Below are 17,082 nucleotides of genomic sequence, written 5' to 3' on the forward strand. Positions count from 1 at the left end.
GTTTATGAGTAAAATATTACCAAAAATAGGATTCTTTTTCTTGTTAAGTAACATCGTTTTTTCGCAATCTACAATAGAGGATAACGAAATAAAGTCTGGTTTTTTCAATGATTTAGATTATCAAATAAGAGGTCAATTTAGTATAGGAGGAAGTACTCCACTTGGTATTCCTGTAGAGATAAGAGAGTTGAATAGATATAATCCATCTCTACAATTGGGAGTAGAAGTAAATAGTACAAAATGGTTGAAGAATAATCCAAAAATTGGAATTAGAGGAGGTTTGCGTATTGAGCAGAAAGGAATGAAAACAGATGCTCGAGTTAAAAATTATTATACTCAAATTGATGGTGAAGGTGGTAAACAAACAAATGGTTATTTTACTGGAAATGTTAATACAACAGTGAGTAATACATATACAACATTACCAGTTTTAATCGTTTACAATGCTTATCCTCGTTGGAATTTTTATGGAGGAGTTTATCTTTCTGCAACTATCGAACAAAAATTTACTGGATATGTTTATGATGGTGTTTTACGAGAAGGACTACCAACAGGAACTCCAGTTGTATTTGAAGGTTCTGCAAAAGGAGAATACGATTTTTCAGATGAAATGAGAAGAATGCAATGGGGATTTGATTTAGGTGCTGAATATAAAATGAAATCACATTTAAGATTATTTGCCGAATTAAATTGGAATGCAAATCAATTATTTAAACACGATTTTGACGCAATATCGTTCAAAATGTATAATATTTATGGCAATTTTGGTTTTGGTTATCAGTTTTAAATTATTCAAGTAAATCTGGTCGCTTTGACTTAGGTAGAGTAAGAATAACAAGATTATAAGAATCCTTGATCCAATCTTTTATTTGCGAATCTTTCGCATCTTGATTCACTTTTACTGTATTCCAATGTTTTTTGTTCATGTGATAACCAGGATTAACAGCTTCGTAAGTAGCACGTAATTCTAATGCTTGATCTGGATCACATTTTACATTTACAGACTCAAAAGAGTCAATATTAGCAAGGCAAAACATTTTGCCTGCGATGTAAAATACTAAAGTCGATTGATCAAACGGAAATTTTTCTTCGACCAAAGGTAAACTCAAACAATAATCTCTTAACTCTTCTATGTGCATAACATGATTTTGAGTGAAGATACAAATAAAACGAAAACGGCTGATCATTGATCAGCCGTTTTCTATAAAATAGGAGTGCGAAAGCAATTATTTCACATCCCACCAAACACGCGTATTAATATCGTCTGCGCCCATTTGTTGTAAGGCTTGTTGATATCCTTCAGGATTGTAGTTTCTTACAGTTGTTGGGAACAATAAACGACGAGGCATTTCTTTGTTGTTTGCCATTGTAGAAGTTGTTGGTAATTTAGGGAAACCTGTTCTACGATATTCGTACCACTGCTGATAATCTGTAAAGAAAAGAGCAAAATATTTTTGATCAATGATACGTTCTAAAGTACCATTGTATTTCACACTTTCTTTTGCCATAAATTCTGCACTTGGATCTAAAGTTGTCCATAAATTAATAGCAGATTTTACCCCATTATTGTAATGTAATTCGGCATCAGATCCAAAACCTTTTAAGGCTGCTTCTGCTTTTATAAACTCTACTTCAGAATAAGTCAATAATGGAATTTTCATCGGAGCCACTACAATTGCATTATTTGGAGAAGAAGGATTGAATTTGAAATCAGAACTATTTCCTTCGTATGCAGCAGGAATTCCTTTATATCCTAACGATGTTCCATCTAAATTTGATGCTTTATTTACAAATATTGGTAAACGAGGATCGTTAGTTCCGCTCATTTTATCAATAAAAAATGTCGTAAAAACTCGGCTATCTCGGTAATCTTGCTCTCTTGGCCAAGGCGATAAACTTGGTGCTAAACCTGTGATTGGTAAAATTGCTGATTCCGCATTACTTGTAAAAACAGGATATAATGTTGGATTATCTGTAATTCGCTTAATTTCAGTAAAAGCACTCGCATTTCTGTTAGTAGTTCTTAGTAATAGACGTAAACGAAGCGAATTCGTGAATTTTTGCCATTTTTTTACATCTCCATTAAATAAGATTTCACTTCCATATTTCAATCCTAATTTAGTAGCATACAAAGAGTTTGCTTTTTCTAAATCATTGATTAATTGTGTATAAATATCTTGTTGTCTATCAAATTTTGGCTTGTTAATTCCTTGCTCAGCTTTTGCAGCTTCTGTAAAAGGAACATCACCAAACATATCTGTCAAATTTGAAATAACCAAAGCACGCATAGTTAGTGCAATTGCTTGGTAATTAACATCTCCTGCTTTTGTAGAAACAGCTAACATTTCTTCTAAGTTGACTAAGTTTTCGTAAGCACTATTCCAGCTCGAATTTCCTGTTCCGTTCGTAACCTCGTAACGATGTAAACCTAATGCGTTACTTGGATAAGGAAAATGAACTTGCATTAATTGGGCTGTAATATCATAGTTTTTTAAGACATTATTTTCAGCCAAATTGTAAATAACTGGATTAAGAACCGAAGCAGAATTAATTTCGGTAATTTTATTTGGATCTTCGTTTGTTTCTTCAAAATCGTTTGTACAAGACGAAACAGATGTGATGATTGCTAAGGCGAAGAATATTTTGATTGCTATTTTTTTCATTTTAAATAATTTGAACGATTACAAAGCTGCTTTAAGCGTTAATCCGAAAGATGCTGTAGATGGCATTTGTCCCATTTCTACACCCGGTACGTATACGTTTCCATTTAACGAAGCTGTTTCAGGATCATATAAAGGGAAATCACTTATGGTAAATAAATCACGTCCGTAAAGTGTTAATGATAAAGCATCTAATCCTGTTTTGTTAATTAATTTCTTTGGAAAATCGAATGTGAAACTAACATCGCGTAATTTGATATAAGAAGCTTCAAATGAATTTGATTCTAGGTTTGCTCTTCTGTAATAATCACCATAATATGTTGCAACATCAACTTTTGTTGTGTTCGGAGTATAAGTTCCGTCAGCGTTTTTTACAACTCCGTCGCCAATAATGTAACCTACATCGCGACCTGGTAAAGTACCCGCTAATTTTCCTTGTTCCATCATTTTATGATGCGTTTGCGAATAAACAATTCCACCATATTGACCATCTAACGTAAAGCTAAATCTGAAACTTTTGTATTTAAATTCGTTTGTGAAACCTGCTCTCCAATCTGGTGTTGCATTTCCAATATACTCTAACTTTCCGCTTTTTACTGGTAAGCCAGTTTTTGCATCATAAATGATTTGACCGTTTTCGTTACGAGAAAAGTTTTCTCCGTATAAAGCTGTAAGTGGACCACCAATTTTTGCAATTTGGTAAGCTGTACCAGATTGTCCAATAATCATTTGGTCACCTTCTACACCTTCTACTAAAGATTTAACTTTGTTCTCATTTTTCGTCCAAGTTCCAGTCATTTTCCATTGAAAGTTCTCATTCTTGATCGGAGAATAACTTGCCGAAATTTCTATTCCTCGGTTTTCAATTTCTCCTCCATTAACCACTTTTTTAGAATAACCAGTAGTGATGTTTGTCGGAACTTCGAAAATTTGATTTTTTGTACTTTGTTGATAAACAGTAAAATCTAAGCTTAATCTTTTCTTGAATAATAAAGCTTCGAAACCAGTTTCCCAAGAAGTAGTAGATTCTGGCTTTATATCTGGATTGAACAATGTTTTTGAAACTGTTGCTGAAGATGAAAATTCACTTTGTTCATAGTAACGATTTGTCCAACCAGTCGTTCCTCCATTTCCTACTTTTGCAAAAGAGAATCTATATTTTAAGTAATTAACAGGTCCTTTTATTTTGAATAAATCTGATAAAATAAAACTTGACGAAACAGAAGGGTAGAAGAACGAACTGTATTTTAATGCAACTGTAGAGTTCCAGTCATTACGAGCAGTAACATCCACAAAAATCATGTCTTTCCAACCAAAAGAGAACATTCCGTACATCGAGTTTTCTTTTTCATTACTATCATCAGTACGCACAAAAGGAGACGTTAATCCATTTGATAATTTATACACACCTGGAGAAGCCAAGCCATTTACATAAGCAGTTAAATTTCTGTATTCGTAGTTTTTTCTGTTTCCTCCAACGTTTCCAGTAAAGTTAAAATCTCCCCATTGGTCGTTATATGTTAACAAGAAATCTACATTGGTTTCTGTTTTCGAAATATCTTGACGTTTATAGTATCCTGTTGGAGTACGATTCATATCAAAAGGACGTTTCTGCTCACGTAATTGAGTGTAGGTATTAATTGCAGGACGTATCATTAAATTAAGTTTATTACTCAATTTGAAATCTACTTTTACATTTCCGACAAGTTGATTACTATTTAATGGATTTACAGCTTCATAAGCAATTGTATAAGGATTATCCATGTACGAACTATATGGACGAATCATTTTTACTCCTTCAAAACCTTTTTTCCACATTGGTTTGTACCAAGCTAAATCTACGTTAGGATTTTGGAAAATCATAAAATAAGCGATAGAACCATTGTTGTATCCAGTTCCTGGTAAATTATCACTTGTTTTTTTCGTGTAATTAATCGCCGTAGAGACTTTAATACGATCCGAAACATTGTAATTTCCATTAATAGAAGCCGTATAGTTTTCGTAACCTGTATTTGGCATGATCCAACTATTTTTTTGATGTCCTAACGAAGCACGAATTGTTCCGTGTTCATTTCCTCCAGATAATGTCACAGCATTGCTAAATGTAAAACCAGTTTGCCAATAACCTTTACGATTGTCTTTATAAGCACGCCAAGGCGTTCTTTCTAAACCTTGTCCTTCGACAGTTGGTGAATATTGAAAAAATGATTGTCCATTAAACTTAGGACCAAAAGCAGATGATGTACTCGATGTACTTGGTCCGTCAGCAGATGATCCGTATGAATAATATGGATTTCCGTTTTTATCGATGTTTTTTCCTGTTCCTTGTCCATATTCGTACTGAAAATCAGGCCAATTGTTTACAACATCTATTGCAACAGTCGATTTATATTCTAATCCAAGTTTTTTCCCTTTTTTTCCGGACTTTGTAGTAATAATTAAAGCTCCATTTGCAGCTTTATTTCCATAAAGAGCGGCTGCAGCAGGACCTTTCAGTACTGTTACACTTTCGATATCTGCTTGATTAATATCTGACATTCCATTTCCGAAATCTACAGGAGAATCATCACCCATATAAGCCGTATTATTTCCAGACGAAGACATTTCATTACTCATCGGGACTCCATCAATAACGATTAAAGCAGAGTTTTTCCCTGCATTGATAGAATTTGCTCCACGCAAAATAATTTGTTGCGAATTAATAGGACCATTTCCTCCCGAAATAATATTAAGACCAGCTACTTTACCTTTCAGACCAGAAGACCAGTTATTTGCTTCTGCTGTTGCAAGTTCGTCCGAATTGACATTTTGTTGTGCAAAACCAAGCTTTTTTTGCTCACGCTTTATTCCCAAAGCCGTTACAACTACTTCGTTAAGTTGATTAGTTTCTTCATGTATTGTCACCTTCACATTTTGTAGATCAGAAGGTTTAACCTCAATAATTTGATGATTTGATGAAGAAATAATTAAAGTAGGATTTTTGATTTCTTGTGTTGTAATGATTTCAAAATATCCATCAGCATCAGTAAAAGTTTTGATAGAAGTACCTTTAATTATGACTTCTGCATCCGCAATTCCAAATCCATTTTGATCAACAACTTGACCTTTGATGGGATTTTGCGGATTACTGATTGTGTAATTATAATCTGGCTTATAGGTTTCAGCATTGGCGTGTAAACTTAAAAATCCACCTAATAAAAGTAGTGGTAGTTTTAATTTTTTCATCTTGTTTGCTTTAAATTTTGATTGTGTTAAAATTTTAACAAAACTAGAGCTTCTGCAGTTTAATTGTTTTAAGTAGGGATTAAGTTAAACTTAACTAAACATTACTAAAATAGAGGTATTGATATTAATTTTACAAACGAGTAATGGTTTATTGATTTTAAATTAACTTTTAAAAATTGTTATTTTATTTATTTAAAAAAGCCATCTTTTTGAGATGGCTTTAACTATTTAGGATGAATGATTTAATTATTTGATCACTTCAAAAGAAGATTTTTCAGTAAACGTGTTTCCGTATAAATCGGTTGCACGAACTTCTATTGCATAATTTCCAACTTTTAGTTTATTTGGTAAACGAACCGACCATAAATGCTGAGAAATTTCTGGAGCAGAAGGTCTTCTTCCTATTGATGTAATTTCTGCATTATCAATTTTAATCAATGTATTCATGTAATTGTAATCAACAGAAGGGTTCCATTCCATCGCTTTCCATTCACCATTTGCAATACGATATTCAACTTTATTTGCCTGATGTCCCATGAAGAAATTAGCAAACAAAAAGGCTTGATTGCGTTTACCTTCTTTCACTTTTTTAGTATGGTACAAATCAATTTGTCTTTCTTTTGGTGCATTTGCCACTTTGTAATCAAATTTATATTGATTACCATCTACATGTAAAAAAGCATAACCTTTTGGTGTACCATCTCGCATAGTAGAAGCAGGAACTCCTTTTGCATCTTTTGGACCCGAATACCAATCACCAGAAGTTGTACCTACATTATATTCGTGATGAGGTTTTTGTTGCTGCCATCCATCTTGATTTGCATAGAAAATCTGTTCTTGGAAATGTGTATGCGCAGACATCGAAACTGTATTTGGATAATCTTTTAACAATTCAAATAATTGATTGCGATCTTCTGGACGCGTGTCACGCAACGGAATATGAAATGCTAAAACAATTAAATGATCTTTTGGAACAAATTTTAAATCATTTTTGATAAACTCTAATTGATCAGGACGAAAACCTCCCCAATATCCTTTTCCATCGCGAGGATCTGGATACAAAATATCATCTAAAACTATAAAATGTGCTTTACCAATGTTATAAGAATAGTTATTTGGACCAAAGTTTTTCTCAAATGTTTCGTCCGAATATTGATCTTCTTTTGCATCATAATTCATATCATGATTTCCCATTACATTGTACCAAGGCAAACCAACTTTACCTACAGTTTTGATGTAAGACGGATGTAAATTTAAATCGTCACCAACCAAATCTCCTAAAGAAAGTCCAAACTCCATTCCTTTGATTCCTTTTACATCATCAATAATACCTTTAGAGAAAAATTCCATTTCTTCTTCTGTATAAGCCTGTGGATCTCCAAAGATTAAGGCAGAAAATTTCTCGTTCTCTTTTGTAGAAATTAAACCAAAATCTATACTTTTTGGCGTTTGCCCAGTTGGCTCAGAACCTGTATATTCTAATTTCGGAGAACCATTCGGTTTATTGATGTAATAGTAAATTGGTTGATTGTTTTCGTTTGTCGGAACCTTGTAGTTCGATGGTTTTACGACAAATAATATGGTTTCATTATCAACATCTAATTGATATTCACCTTTTTGGTTTGTAGAAACAACTTGTTTTCCGTTACTTACTTGTACATTGGCTAAGCGTTTTTCAGATTTATCAAACTTGTTGTTTAAATTTTTGTCCTCGTAGACAATTCCTTTTGCAACTTGTTGTGCGTGAACAGAAGTTATTAATCCTCCTAAAAATACCAGCGATAAAACGATTTTTTTCATTGTGTGAATCTTTTTGTTTTTGTAGACGCACAAAATTCTATATTTTACTTTCGTTTTGGATTAACACAATAATAAGTAAAGTTTAAATAAAAGTAAATATTTAAAAACGTTTTTATAGCTGATGAAAGATAATGTTACACGAAAAAAAATCGTTCGAATTAATAATTTCGAACGATTATATGATAACATCTCATTTTGACTTCTTTTACAAAATAGATTTTTCCAGTTTTGGCAAATTTCTTCAAAACATCCTCTAAATGTTTTTCTAATTTAGAATCTGGTCTAATTTTATGATTAAATCTTACATAAGAAATATCAAAAGCAGCTCCAAAATTATGCGAACTGTCATTTGACGAAGCATTGCTATTTACTCCACGCAAACGATCTTGATCATGTAAAGTACGAGTAAGTGATGTAACAACAAAGAAATTTTGTCCGGTTACATTAACAAACTCTCTGGCAATATCATTTAATACATCTCGTCCTTTGGGAACTAAATACGAATGACTATGAGATAAATCGCCTACACGCCATCCATAACCACGTTGTTTTACCTTAACTAATTTTCCTTGATTGATATATTTATTAAGCAGTTTATCATTTTTTATTAAATCTACCTTATGCGATTTTGCTGCATTAAGATGCTGCACATACTCTTTTGAAGGTTCAATAACCACTCGTTTAGTTTGTGCAAAACCAATGCTAGACCAATAAAATGTAAATAATACTAAAAAAAAATTTTTCATTATAACAACAAATCTAAGCAAAAATAGAAAAGAACATTCTAATTTTACATAGTTGTTGATCTAAATTGATCAGGATTTCTTACAGTAACATGAAAACAATGCTGTCTATATTCTTTTATGTAATAGATTTTTCCGTCATCTTGCAATTGTTTTAGAATAGCTTCTAAATTATCACGATGCGTTTTACTATATGTATATTTGTTATTGAATTTTGTGTAAGACAAATCAAAAGAAGCGCCATAGTTATGAGAACTTTCGCCTTTAGCAGCATTACTATTTACACGTCGTAAACTAGCTTGACTCTCTTCCGATCTTGTAAGTGAAGTAACAGTCATCGTTACATTATTTTCTTCAAAAAATTTTGATGCAATTTTTTCTAAAACAGTTTTAGCTCTGTTATTTAAAAATGCTTTACTATGTGTTAATTTTTCAATATTGTATCCATTTCCTTCTTCCGGAATTGCGACCAATTTTTTCATGATAACTAAGCCTTCAATATCGTCAAAACTTTTTACAATAGGAACATTAAAAGATTCTGCAGCCATTAAATGGTCATCATAAGTTACTTTTTTTGTTGCAATTGTAATTGAAGATGATGCCGAATTCTCCGCTAAAAAATAACTTTCTTGACTTTGTGCTGAAGCAAATATTCCGCAGAAAAGACAAGAAAGAACAATTAATTTTTTCATTCTTATATAATTACGTGGCAAAATTAAACGTAATGACTTAATGAAGAGTTGTTAAAAAGTATAATATTTAGGTAAATTTTATTTAAAGTTTTCTTAAAATTATTCTCATCGTGTCATGATTAAATAATTATACTTGTTTTTGAGTTTTTAGTTTTACTTAAAAAATCTAAAAAAAAAAAATTCATTTAATTTATAATAAAGTATATACGTTATATTTGATATATTGAAAAAACACATTAAAATGATAAAAAACTTACTTTCTTTAGTCATTGGGTTATTTTTTATAAACAATTACGCTCAAGTTGGGATTGGTACTAATAATCCAAAGTCAACACTTCATGTATCAGAGAATGATAGTAGTCCGATAAAAGGAATTATTATCCCGAATATTACATTCAATGTAGCCTCTACAATGACTATTTCTGCTGAACAGAATAGTATGATAGTTTATATCAAAGATATTATTGGTGATAATAAAGTTCCTAGAATGAAAAATGTTTATTATCCTGGGTTTTATTATTTAGATAATTTGATATGGGAACCTTTAAATTCTCCTGTTTTTATTACAAATAATAATCCAATTTCTTCAAATAATGATTATGATACAGGAATAAGACTTGTTAAACATGTTAAAAACTCGACATATTCGGGGTATTACGCTCCTCTAGGAAGAAGTTCTGTAGATTTTAGTTATGCTTATACAGGAAATCTTGCAGGTTATGGAGCTAAAGGAGATTATAGTTTTGCTACAGGAATTCAGAATTTAGCAAGCGGTAATAGATCAGCCGTTTTTGGTGGTCTTAATGAATCTTCAGGTAACAATTCTATGTCTTGGAATGGTTCAAGTTCTAGTTTGAGTAGTAATAAAGCAAAAGGTAATTCATCGACAGCTTGGGGATGGAGAACGACATCAGAAGGTAATATTTCTACAGCTTTCGGTTATAGTACAGTTGCAAATGCTCCATTAGAAGTGGTTTTTGGATATGATAATACAAGTTATACCGCGTTAGATGTTACGACAAACAATACTTTAAATGGTATGATTGTCCCAAAGAATACAGATAGGCTTTTAACAATAGGTAATGGAACACCATCTATTAAAGCTGATGCTTTAACATTATTAAGAAATGGAAAACTAGGAGTTGGAATTAGTAATTTCGAAACGACAACTAGTGATGCTATAGTACAAGTAAATGGATCAATAAAAGTAGCTTCAGAGAATCCTACATTAGCTTCAAGTGTATGTAATGCAAGTAATTTAGGGAAAATTATTTTTGTAGAGGATAGCTTTTATGGTTGTAAATCTGTAGGTTGGAAAAAATTGGATAATTAATAATTATCACAATTTATAAATAATTCTTAAAACCTAAAACAGAAGTTTTTTATCCTACTAAATTCCGTATTTTTGTACTTATTATTCATTTTTATTTTTAGACTATTTATCAAATGGCAAAAGTTAAAGTTGGAATGGTACAAATGACTTGTACTAATAACAAACAAGAGAATTTAGACAAAGCAATAGAGCAAGTAAAAGTAGCAGCTGCAAAAGGTGCTCAAATTGTATGCTTGCAAGAATTGTTTACATCATTATATTTCTGTGACGTCGAAGATTATGACAATTTCGATTTAGCAGAAGCAATTCCTGGACCATCAACAGATGCGTTATCAGCGGTAGCAAAAGAATTAGGTGTTGTGATTATCGCTTCATTATTCGAGAAACGCGCTCAAGGTTTATACCACAATACAACAGCAATTTTAGATGCTGATGGACAATATTTAGGAAAGTACCGAAAAATGCATATTCCTGATGATCCTGCGTTTTATGAAAAATTTTATTTTACACCTGGAGATTTAGGTTACAAAGTTTTTGATACTAAATTTGGTAAAATTGGTATTTTAATTTGTTGGGATCAATGGTATCCGGAAGCTTCACGAATCACAGCATTGATGGGTGCAGAAATTTTATTTTACCCAACTGCAATTGGTTGGGATACAACGCAAGATGAAGAAACAAATCAAGATCAATACAATGCTTGGCAAACAATTCAGCGTTCGCATGCGGTTGCGAATGGAGTTCCTGTTGTTTCTGTGAACCGTGTTGGTTTTGAGCAAGATGGCGCGATGAAATTCTGGGGAGGTTCTTTTGCTACAAATGCGCAAGGAAAATTGTTGTATTTGGCAACGCACGATAAAGAGGAGACTGAAGTGGTTGAATTAGATTTGAACGAATCTGATTTCTTCCGTAAACATTGGCCTTTTTTAAGAGATCGTCGTATCGATTCTTATCAACCAATTACAAAACGTTTTATAGACGAGGATTAATGAAGAAATTATTTTCACTTATTGCATTGATAGGAAGTTTTGCATTTGGTCAAATAAAACCAATTCAGATTGATCCAATTAATGATAATCTATTTGTTTATCAGACATATAACACAGTGAATGATGTTGAATATAATGCAAATTCATTGTATCTGGTAACAAGTAAGGGAATCGTTTTGTTTGATGTTCCTTGGCAAAGACCTCAATATCAAGAGTTAAATGATATGTTGCAACAAAAATATCATTTACCTATTGTCGCTGTTTTTGTTACACATTCGCACGAAGACAGAGCAGGGGACTTAAGCTTTTATAATAACTTAAATATTCCTACTTATGCAACATCTTTAACTAATTCTAAATTGAAGAAAGAAGGAAAAGCAACTTCAAAATTTGAGATTGAATTAGGTAAAACATACAAATTTGGTAATGAAAAATTTGTTGTTGAATATTTTGGAGAAGGACATACTTCTGATAATGTTGTGATTTGGTTTCCGAAGTACAAAGTGTTGAATGGAGGTTGTTTGATAAAAGGTGCTGACGCAATAAACTTGGGTTACACAGGAGAAGCTAATGTTGCTGAATGGCCAAAAACAGTACAGAAATTAGTTGTAAAACATCCAAAAATTAAACAAGTTATTCCAGGTCATGATAATTGGAAAGCTACTGGACATATCGAAAATACGTTTAAACTTTTAGAAAATAAATAAAATTGAACACTATAGATACATCAAAATTCCCAAAAGATTTAGGATATAGATTTCCTGCCGAATGGGAAGAACACGAAGCAACATGGTTGTCTTGGCCACACAAAGAAGAATCTTGGCCAGATCGTATTCAGTTAATTTATCCAGCTTACGCTGAATTTATTGCTGAATTATCAAAAGGTGAAAAAGTTCGCATTAATGTAAAAGACGAGGAAATGAAAGCGTTTGCTTTGTCTTTTATCGAAAAAACAGATGCAGATTTATCACAAGTTGAGTTTTATTTTAACGAAACAAATGATGCGTGGTGTCGTGATCATGGTCCTGCATTTTTGTTAAATAAAAACAATCCCGATAACCCAAAAATTATTATTGATTGGGGATTCAATGCGTGGGGAGGAAAATATCCACCTTTTGAAAATGATGATGTTGTGCCAACAAGAATTGGTGCAGAATTTAATTTGCCTGTTTTTCATCCTGGAATTATTATGGAAGGAGGTTCGGTAGAATTTAATGGAAAAGATACGTTGATGACGTCAAAATCTTGTTTATTGAATGAAAATCGTAATCCAGATTATTCACAAGAACAAATCGAAGAGTTTTTAAGAAATTATTACGGCGTTTCGCAAATTCTTTGGGTAGAAGACGGAATTGTTGGTGATGATACAGATGGACACATTGATGATACAATTCGTTTTGTAAATGAAGATACCGTTTTGACAGTTGTTGAAACTGATGAAACAGACGATAATTACGAATTGTTACAAGTAAATCTTCGTCAACTGCAAGAGATGAAATTAGAAGATGGACGATCTTTAAATATTATCGAATTACCTATGCCAGATGCAGTTTATTGCGAAGGTGAGCGTTTACCTGCTTCTTATGCTAATTTTTATATTGCAAATAAATCGGTAATTGTACCGACTTATCGTTGTGCAAAAGATGCGATTGCTTTAGATATTATTCAGAAATGTTTTCCAGATCGTAAAGTTGTAGGAATTGATTCTACAGATATTATTTGGGGATTAGGATCATTCCATTGTTTAAGTCAACAAGAACCAAAATTGATTTAATACTCTTTAAATTCCGTATAATAATAAATACAAAAAAGCTAGTTGATGAAATTTTCAACTAGCTTTTGTTTTGAAAAATATTTACGGTTTGGTTGGTTTGAGAAAGATAATGGTTTAGTTTATCTTTTGTTGTTTAGGTATTCTTGTATTCGGTAGGTTAGTAATGAATCGAATGTATTTATTTTTCTAATGTAATATGTTATGAATTTCTTCTTCTCTGTTTGTTGAGACAAATGTCATAACTTTTGATGTTTATAGAAAATTTTTCGAGACTCTAAATGTCTACAACTAAAAAAATGAAGAACACAAAGTGACTACATTAAGTGTTGAAAAATTAATTATATTATTTAATATTAATGTGTTATATTTTAAAATTTCGGAAAATTAATCATAAAATAAATTTAGATCTAAAAATCCGAAAACGGAATTTCTAACTGTTTTCCGTAAGAATCTTCGTTGTCTAAATTAGAAATTGAAACTCCTAATAACCGAACAGGCTTGTCTGTAGTATAACCTTCGCTCAATAAATCATAACAAATTTGATCAAAAAGAGGTTTACTTTTGATAGAAAATGAAGCTGATTTACTTTTCGTACTTAAAGTAAAATCGTTGTATTTAATTTTAATTGTAATAGTTCTTCCATAAATAGTTGTTTTCAAAGACCAGTTCCAAACATCTTCTATTAGTGGAGTTAAAGCAATCTCCATTTCATTAATAGAGCCTAAATCTTCGAGAAATGTAGTTTCAGAACCAGACGATTTTCTTACTCTAGTAGGATTTACCTCTCTAAAATCTATTCCTCTTACAATATTGTAATAATATTTACCAGACTTTCCAAACTCTCTAACTAATTTGGTTAAATCCATTGATTTAAGGTCTTCTCCTGTATGTATTCCCATTCTCTGCATTCGTTCAGCAGTAACTTTTCCTATACCATGAAATTTTTTGATTGGTAGTTTTTCAATAAAACGTTCTGCCATTTTTGGAGTGATGACATAAATTCCGTCTGGTTTATTGTAATCTGAAGCAATTTTGGCTAAAAATTTATTGTACGAAACACCAGCAGAAGCTGTTAGATTAGTTCGCTCTTTTATTTTAGCCTTTATTTCGAGTGCAATTTCAGTAGCAGTTTCTATGTTTTTGAGATTGTTTGTTACATCTAGAAATGCTTCATCTAATGATAATGGTTCAACTAAATCTGTATATTCAAGGAAAATTTCACGTATTTGATCTGAAACTTCTTTGTATACATGAAAACGAGGTTTTACAAAGATAAGATGTGGACATTTTCGTTTTGCTACAACAGATGACATTGCAGATCCGACCCCATATTTTCTTGCTTCGTAGCTTGCTGTTGCTAATATTCCACGTTTTTCATCTCCACCAACAGCAATTGCTTTTCCTCTTAATTCAGGAAAATCTCGTTGTTCAACAGAGGCAAAAAAAGCATCCATATCGATATGAATTATTTTTCGGAGCATTGCACAAAAATACAGGCTTTATTTCAGATTATATTCCTGAATAAACTTTTTTAAGTTTTTCTTATCAGCTACTATTGTTAAATAATCTCCTAATTCTATTGCAGTATTTCGATCAGGATTATTGATGATTTCTCCATCTCTTTCAATAGAAACAACAATTCCCCTTGAAGAGTCTTTTATCCAGCCAATTGTTTTGTTTTCTAGAATACAAAAATTATTAGGAATAACAACTTTATCTAATGTAAAATTGTTGGTGTCTTTGATTTCGTTATTTTCTGGTGGTGTATCACCAATAATTTGTAAATATTTCTCAAAACGTTGTATATGTTCATCAGTACCAATGATTCCAATTTTGTCGAAAGGATATAAAATTGATTCTGAATTAGGAGTCTGAATAATACGATCTCCACGCTTGATATAAGCGATGTTAATTTGAAATTTTGTTCGCCAATCCAATTCACCCAAAGGAACACCAATAAAATTGGCATTTTGCGGGATAATCATATCTGATATATGTGTGTTATCCCAAGTATATTGGAAACGTTCTGTTCTTTTTGCTTCTTCAGCTTTTGTATGTAGAATTTCTCGCTCATTTAAATTATAAATGAACTTTTTCTGGATGTAATCATAGAATTTATTGAAATATTTAGAAAGTAAAAGCATCAATATCAAAAGTCCTATTGATAAAATAATAGATGCAATTGTACTCGAAAAGAACTGGTTGTAAATAAAAATAACAGCAACTACAACTAATGTAAGACGAATAGATATAATGGCTATAATTGGCGCACGATTGTAGATAGATTCGTCCCAAAATTCTCTAATTATTTCTCTTTTAGGTCGATTTCCAATAATTGCCCAAATAAATGGAATACATAAGACAAATGTAAGAATAAGACAAACTAAACTTGCTCCAAAATAGGAAAACCAATCCGTTAGTAAAAACAACACATAACTACGGATAATAATTGTTATTGCAACAATGATGATTCCGTTTATAAAAATTGTAGAAACTGTTTGTTTGATAATTTGTTTCCATTTATTTTCATCTTGAATATGTTGAGTATCTGATGAGTATTTTTCGATTCCTTGTATAAATTTTTGAGGAAGAATTTTTTCTAGTAGTGAATAAACTTTGTCCGAAGATTTGATTAAATAGGGAGTAGTAAATGTTGTAATTGCTGAAACACCGACTGCAACAGGGAATAAGAAATCGCTTGTAACGCCAAGAGAAAGTCCTAAACCAGCAACAATAAAAGCAAATTCGCCAATTTGTGCCATGCTCATTCCTACTTGAACAGATTGTTTTAAGGGTTGCCCCGAAATTATTGCACCTAATGTTGTGAAAATTAATTTTCCGAAAATTGTCAACAACGTGACTATTAAAATAGCCCATTTATGTTCGTACATCGAAACGGGGTCAATCATCATTCCGATAGAAATAAAGAAAATTGTTGCGAATAGATTTTTTACAGATTGAAAATTATGTTCTATTTTTTCTGCATAAACAGTTTCTGCCAAAATAGATCCCATAACAAAAGCGCCTAATTCGATAGAAAAACCTACGCTGTCCGCTATATAAACCATTGCCAAACACAATCCTATTGAAATAATGAGTAAAGTTTCTGCATCGAGATATTTCTTTATTGATCGTAAAAAAGTTGGAATGATAAAGATTCCTCCAATAAACCAAATAGCTAGAAAAAAACCTAGTTTTAAGAATGAAGCAAACATTTCTGTACCATTAAAGTGTTGGCTAACCGCCATTGTAGAAAGCATGACCATTAATAAAATGACTACAATATCTTCTACAATTAAAATTCCGAAAACAACATTCGCGAACTTCTTTCGTTTCAATCCTAATTCATCAAATGCCCTGATAATAATGGTTGTTGATGAACTTGCTAATAAACCGCCGAGAAAAATACTATCCATAGTAGACCAATTCATAAATCGACCAACAAAATAACCCACGGTTACAATGCAGACAATTTCTACAATTGCAGTAATGGAGGCAGAGCCGCCTACATTGAGTAATTTTTTGAAACTAAACTCTAATCCTAAACTAAAAAGCAGAAAAATAACACCAATTTTTGCCCAAATCTCCACATTGTGTTCTTCCGCAACGGACGGAATATACTCGAAATGTGGTCCGACTAAAAAACCTGCAATAATATAACCTAAAACTAAAGGTTGATTAATTCGTTTGAAAATAAGTGTTGTGACTGCACCTACACAAAGGATTAATCCAAGATCGGTAATGAGTTTTGGCAAGTGTTCTTCCATAAATAGCGTTTAATCTCTACTAATTTAAGAATTTTTTAAAAGATAATTAATTGTTCAACTATTGATTAACTTTATATCATTATCAATTTTTTGTAAAAA

The 17,082-nt window shown here is 31.8% G+C and carries 13 protein-coding genes; 5 read left to right on the plus strand and 8 right to left on the minus strand.

Going from position 1 to position 17,082, the window contains the following annotated elements; all coding sequences use genetic code 11:
• Nucleotides 1–4: 4 nt before the first annotated feature.
• Nucleotides 5–787, plus strand: a complete 783-nt coding sequence (locus QHG34_RS03720; RefSeq protein WP_282628819.1) for a porin family protein — start codon at nt 5–7, stop codon at nt 785–787.
• A 1-nt stretch (nt 788) separates the two neighbouring features.
• Here QHG34_RS03720 and QHG34_RS03725 read toward each other — a convergent pair whose 3' ends face one another.
• The 6 genes from QHG34_RS03725 to QHG34_RS03750 form a co-directional block, all read right to left on the minus strand.
• The gene (locus QHG34_RS03725; RefSeq protein ID WP_282628820.1) at nt 789–1,139 is read right to left on the minus strand and encodes an MmcQ/YjbR family DNA-binding protein; all 351 of its coding nucleotides are present in this window, start codon (nt 1,137–1,139) and stop codon (nt 789–791) included.
• A gap of 87 nt (nt 1,140–1,226) precedes the next feature.
• Entirely contained in the window at nt 1,227–2,663 is a 1,437-nt protein-coding gene (locus tag QHG34_RS03730; RefSeq protein WP_282628821.1) for a SusD/RagB family nutrient-binding outer membrane lipoprotein, read from the minus strand.
• 18 nt (nt 2,664–2,681) lie between these two features.
• Nucleotides 2,682–5,885: a SusC/RagA family TonB-linked outer membrane protein gene (locus QHG34_RS03735; protein ID WP_282628822.1), complete on the minus strand. Its 3,204-nt coding sequence runs from the start codon at nt 5,883–5,885 to the stop codon at nt 2,682–2,684.
• Nucleotides 5,886–6,131: 246 nt separating this feature from the next.
• Nucleotides 6,132–7,685, minus strand: coding sequence for a calcineurin-like phosphoesterase C-terminal domain-containing protein (locus tag QHG34_RS03740; protein ID WP_282628823.1), 1,554 nt, complete (start codon nt 7,683–7,685; stop codon nt 6,132–6,134).
• A 158-nt stretch (nt 7,686–7,843) separates the two neighbouring features.
• Entirely contained in the window at nt 7,844–8,431 is a 588-nt protein-coding gene (locus QHG34_RS03745) for a DUF5715 family protein (RefSeq protein ID WP_282628824.1), read from the minus strand.
• 44 nt (nt 8,432–8,475) lie between these two features.
• A complete protein-coding gene (locus tag QHG34_RS03750) occupies nt 8,476–9,120 on the minus strand; it encodes a DUF5715 family protein (RefSeq protein ID WP_282628825.1) in 645 nt (214 codons plus the stop codon).
• Between the two features lie 241 nt (nt 9,121–9,361).
• Here QHG34_RS03750 and QHG34_RS03755 point away from each other — a divergent pair, with 241 nt between their 5' ends.
• From QHG34_RS03755 to QHG34_RS03770, 4 genes are all read left to right on the plus strand, one after another.
• The gene (locus QHG34_RS03755; protein WP_282628826.1) at nt 9,362–10,453 is read left to right on the plus strand and encodes a hypothetical protein; all 1,092 of its coding nucleotides are present in this window, start codon (nt 9,362–9,364) and stop codon (nt 10,451–10,453) included.
• Nucleotides 10,454–10,566: 113 nt separating this feature from the next.
• On the plus strand, nt 10,567–11,442 hold the full coding sequence (locus tag QHG34_RS03760; RefSeq protein ID WP_282628827.1) for a carbon-nitrogen hydrolase: 876 nt from the start codon (nt 10,567–10,569) through the stop codon (nt 11,440–11,442).
• Nucleotides 11,442–12,149 carry an EBR family subclass B1 metallo-beta-lactamase gene (blaEBR, locus tag QHG34_RS03765; RefSeq protein ID WP_282628828.1) on the plus strand — a complete coding sequence of 236 codons (708 nt, stop codon included), beginning with the start codon at nt 11,442–11,444 and terminating at the stop codon, nt 12,147–12,149. Before QHG34_RS03760 ends, blaEBR begins: the two co-directional genes overlap by 1 nt.
• A 2-nt stretch (nt 12,150–12,151) precedes the next feature.
• The gene (locus tag QHG34_RS03770) at nt 12,152–13,216 is read left to right on the plus strand and encodes an agmatine deiminase family protein (protein WP_282628829.1); all 1,065 of its coding nucleotides are present in this window, start codon (nt 12,152–12,154) and stop codon (nt 13,214–13,216) included.
• Between the two features lie 407 nt (nt 13,217–13,623).
• On the opposite strand, the gene dinB is transcribed toward QHG34_RS03770, so the two are convergent.
• Complete coding sequence (gene dinB / locus QHG34_RS03775; RefSeq protein WP_282628830.1) at nt 13,624–14,697, minus strand: DNA polymerase IV; 1,074 nt, start codon at nt 14,695–14,697, stop codon at nt 13,624–13,626.
• Nucleotides 14,698–14,715: 18 nt separating this feature from the next.
• Nucleotides 14,716–16,983, minus strand: a complete 2,268-nt coding sequence (locus tag QHG34_RS03780) for a cation:proton antiporter domain-containing protein (RefSeq protein WP_282628831.1) — start codon at nt 16,981–16,983, stop codon at nt 14,716–14,718.
• Between the last annotated feature and the right edge of the window lie 99 nt (nt 16,984–17,082).

This window comes from Empedobacter sedimenti, assembly GCF_030005555.1.
Taxonomy (GTDB): Bacteria; Bacteroidota; Bacteroidia; order Flavobacteriales; family Weeksellaceae; genus Empedobacter; species Empedobacter sedimenti.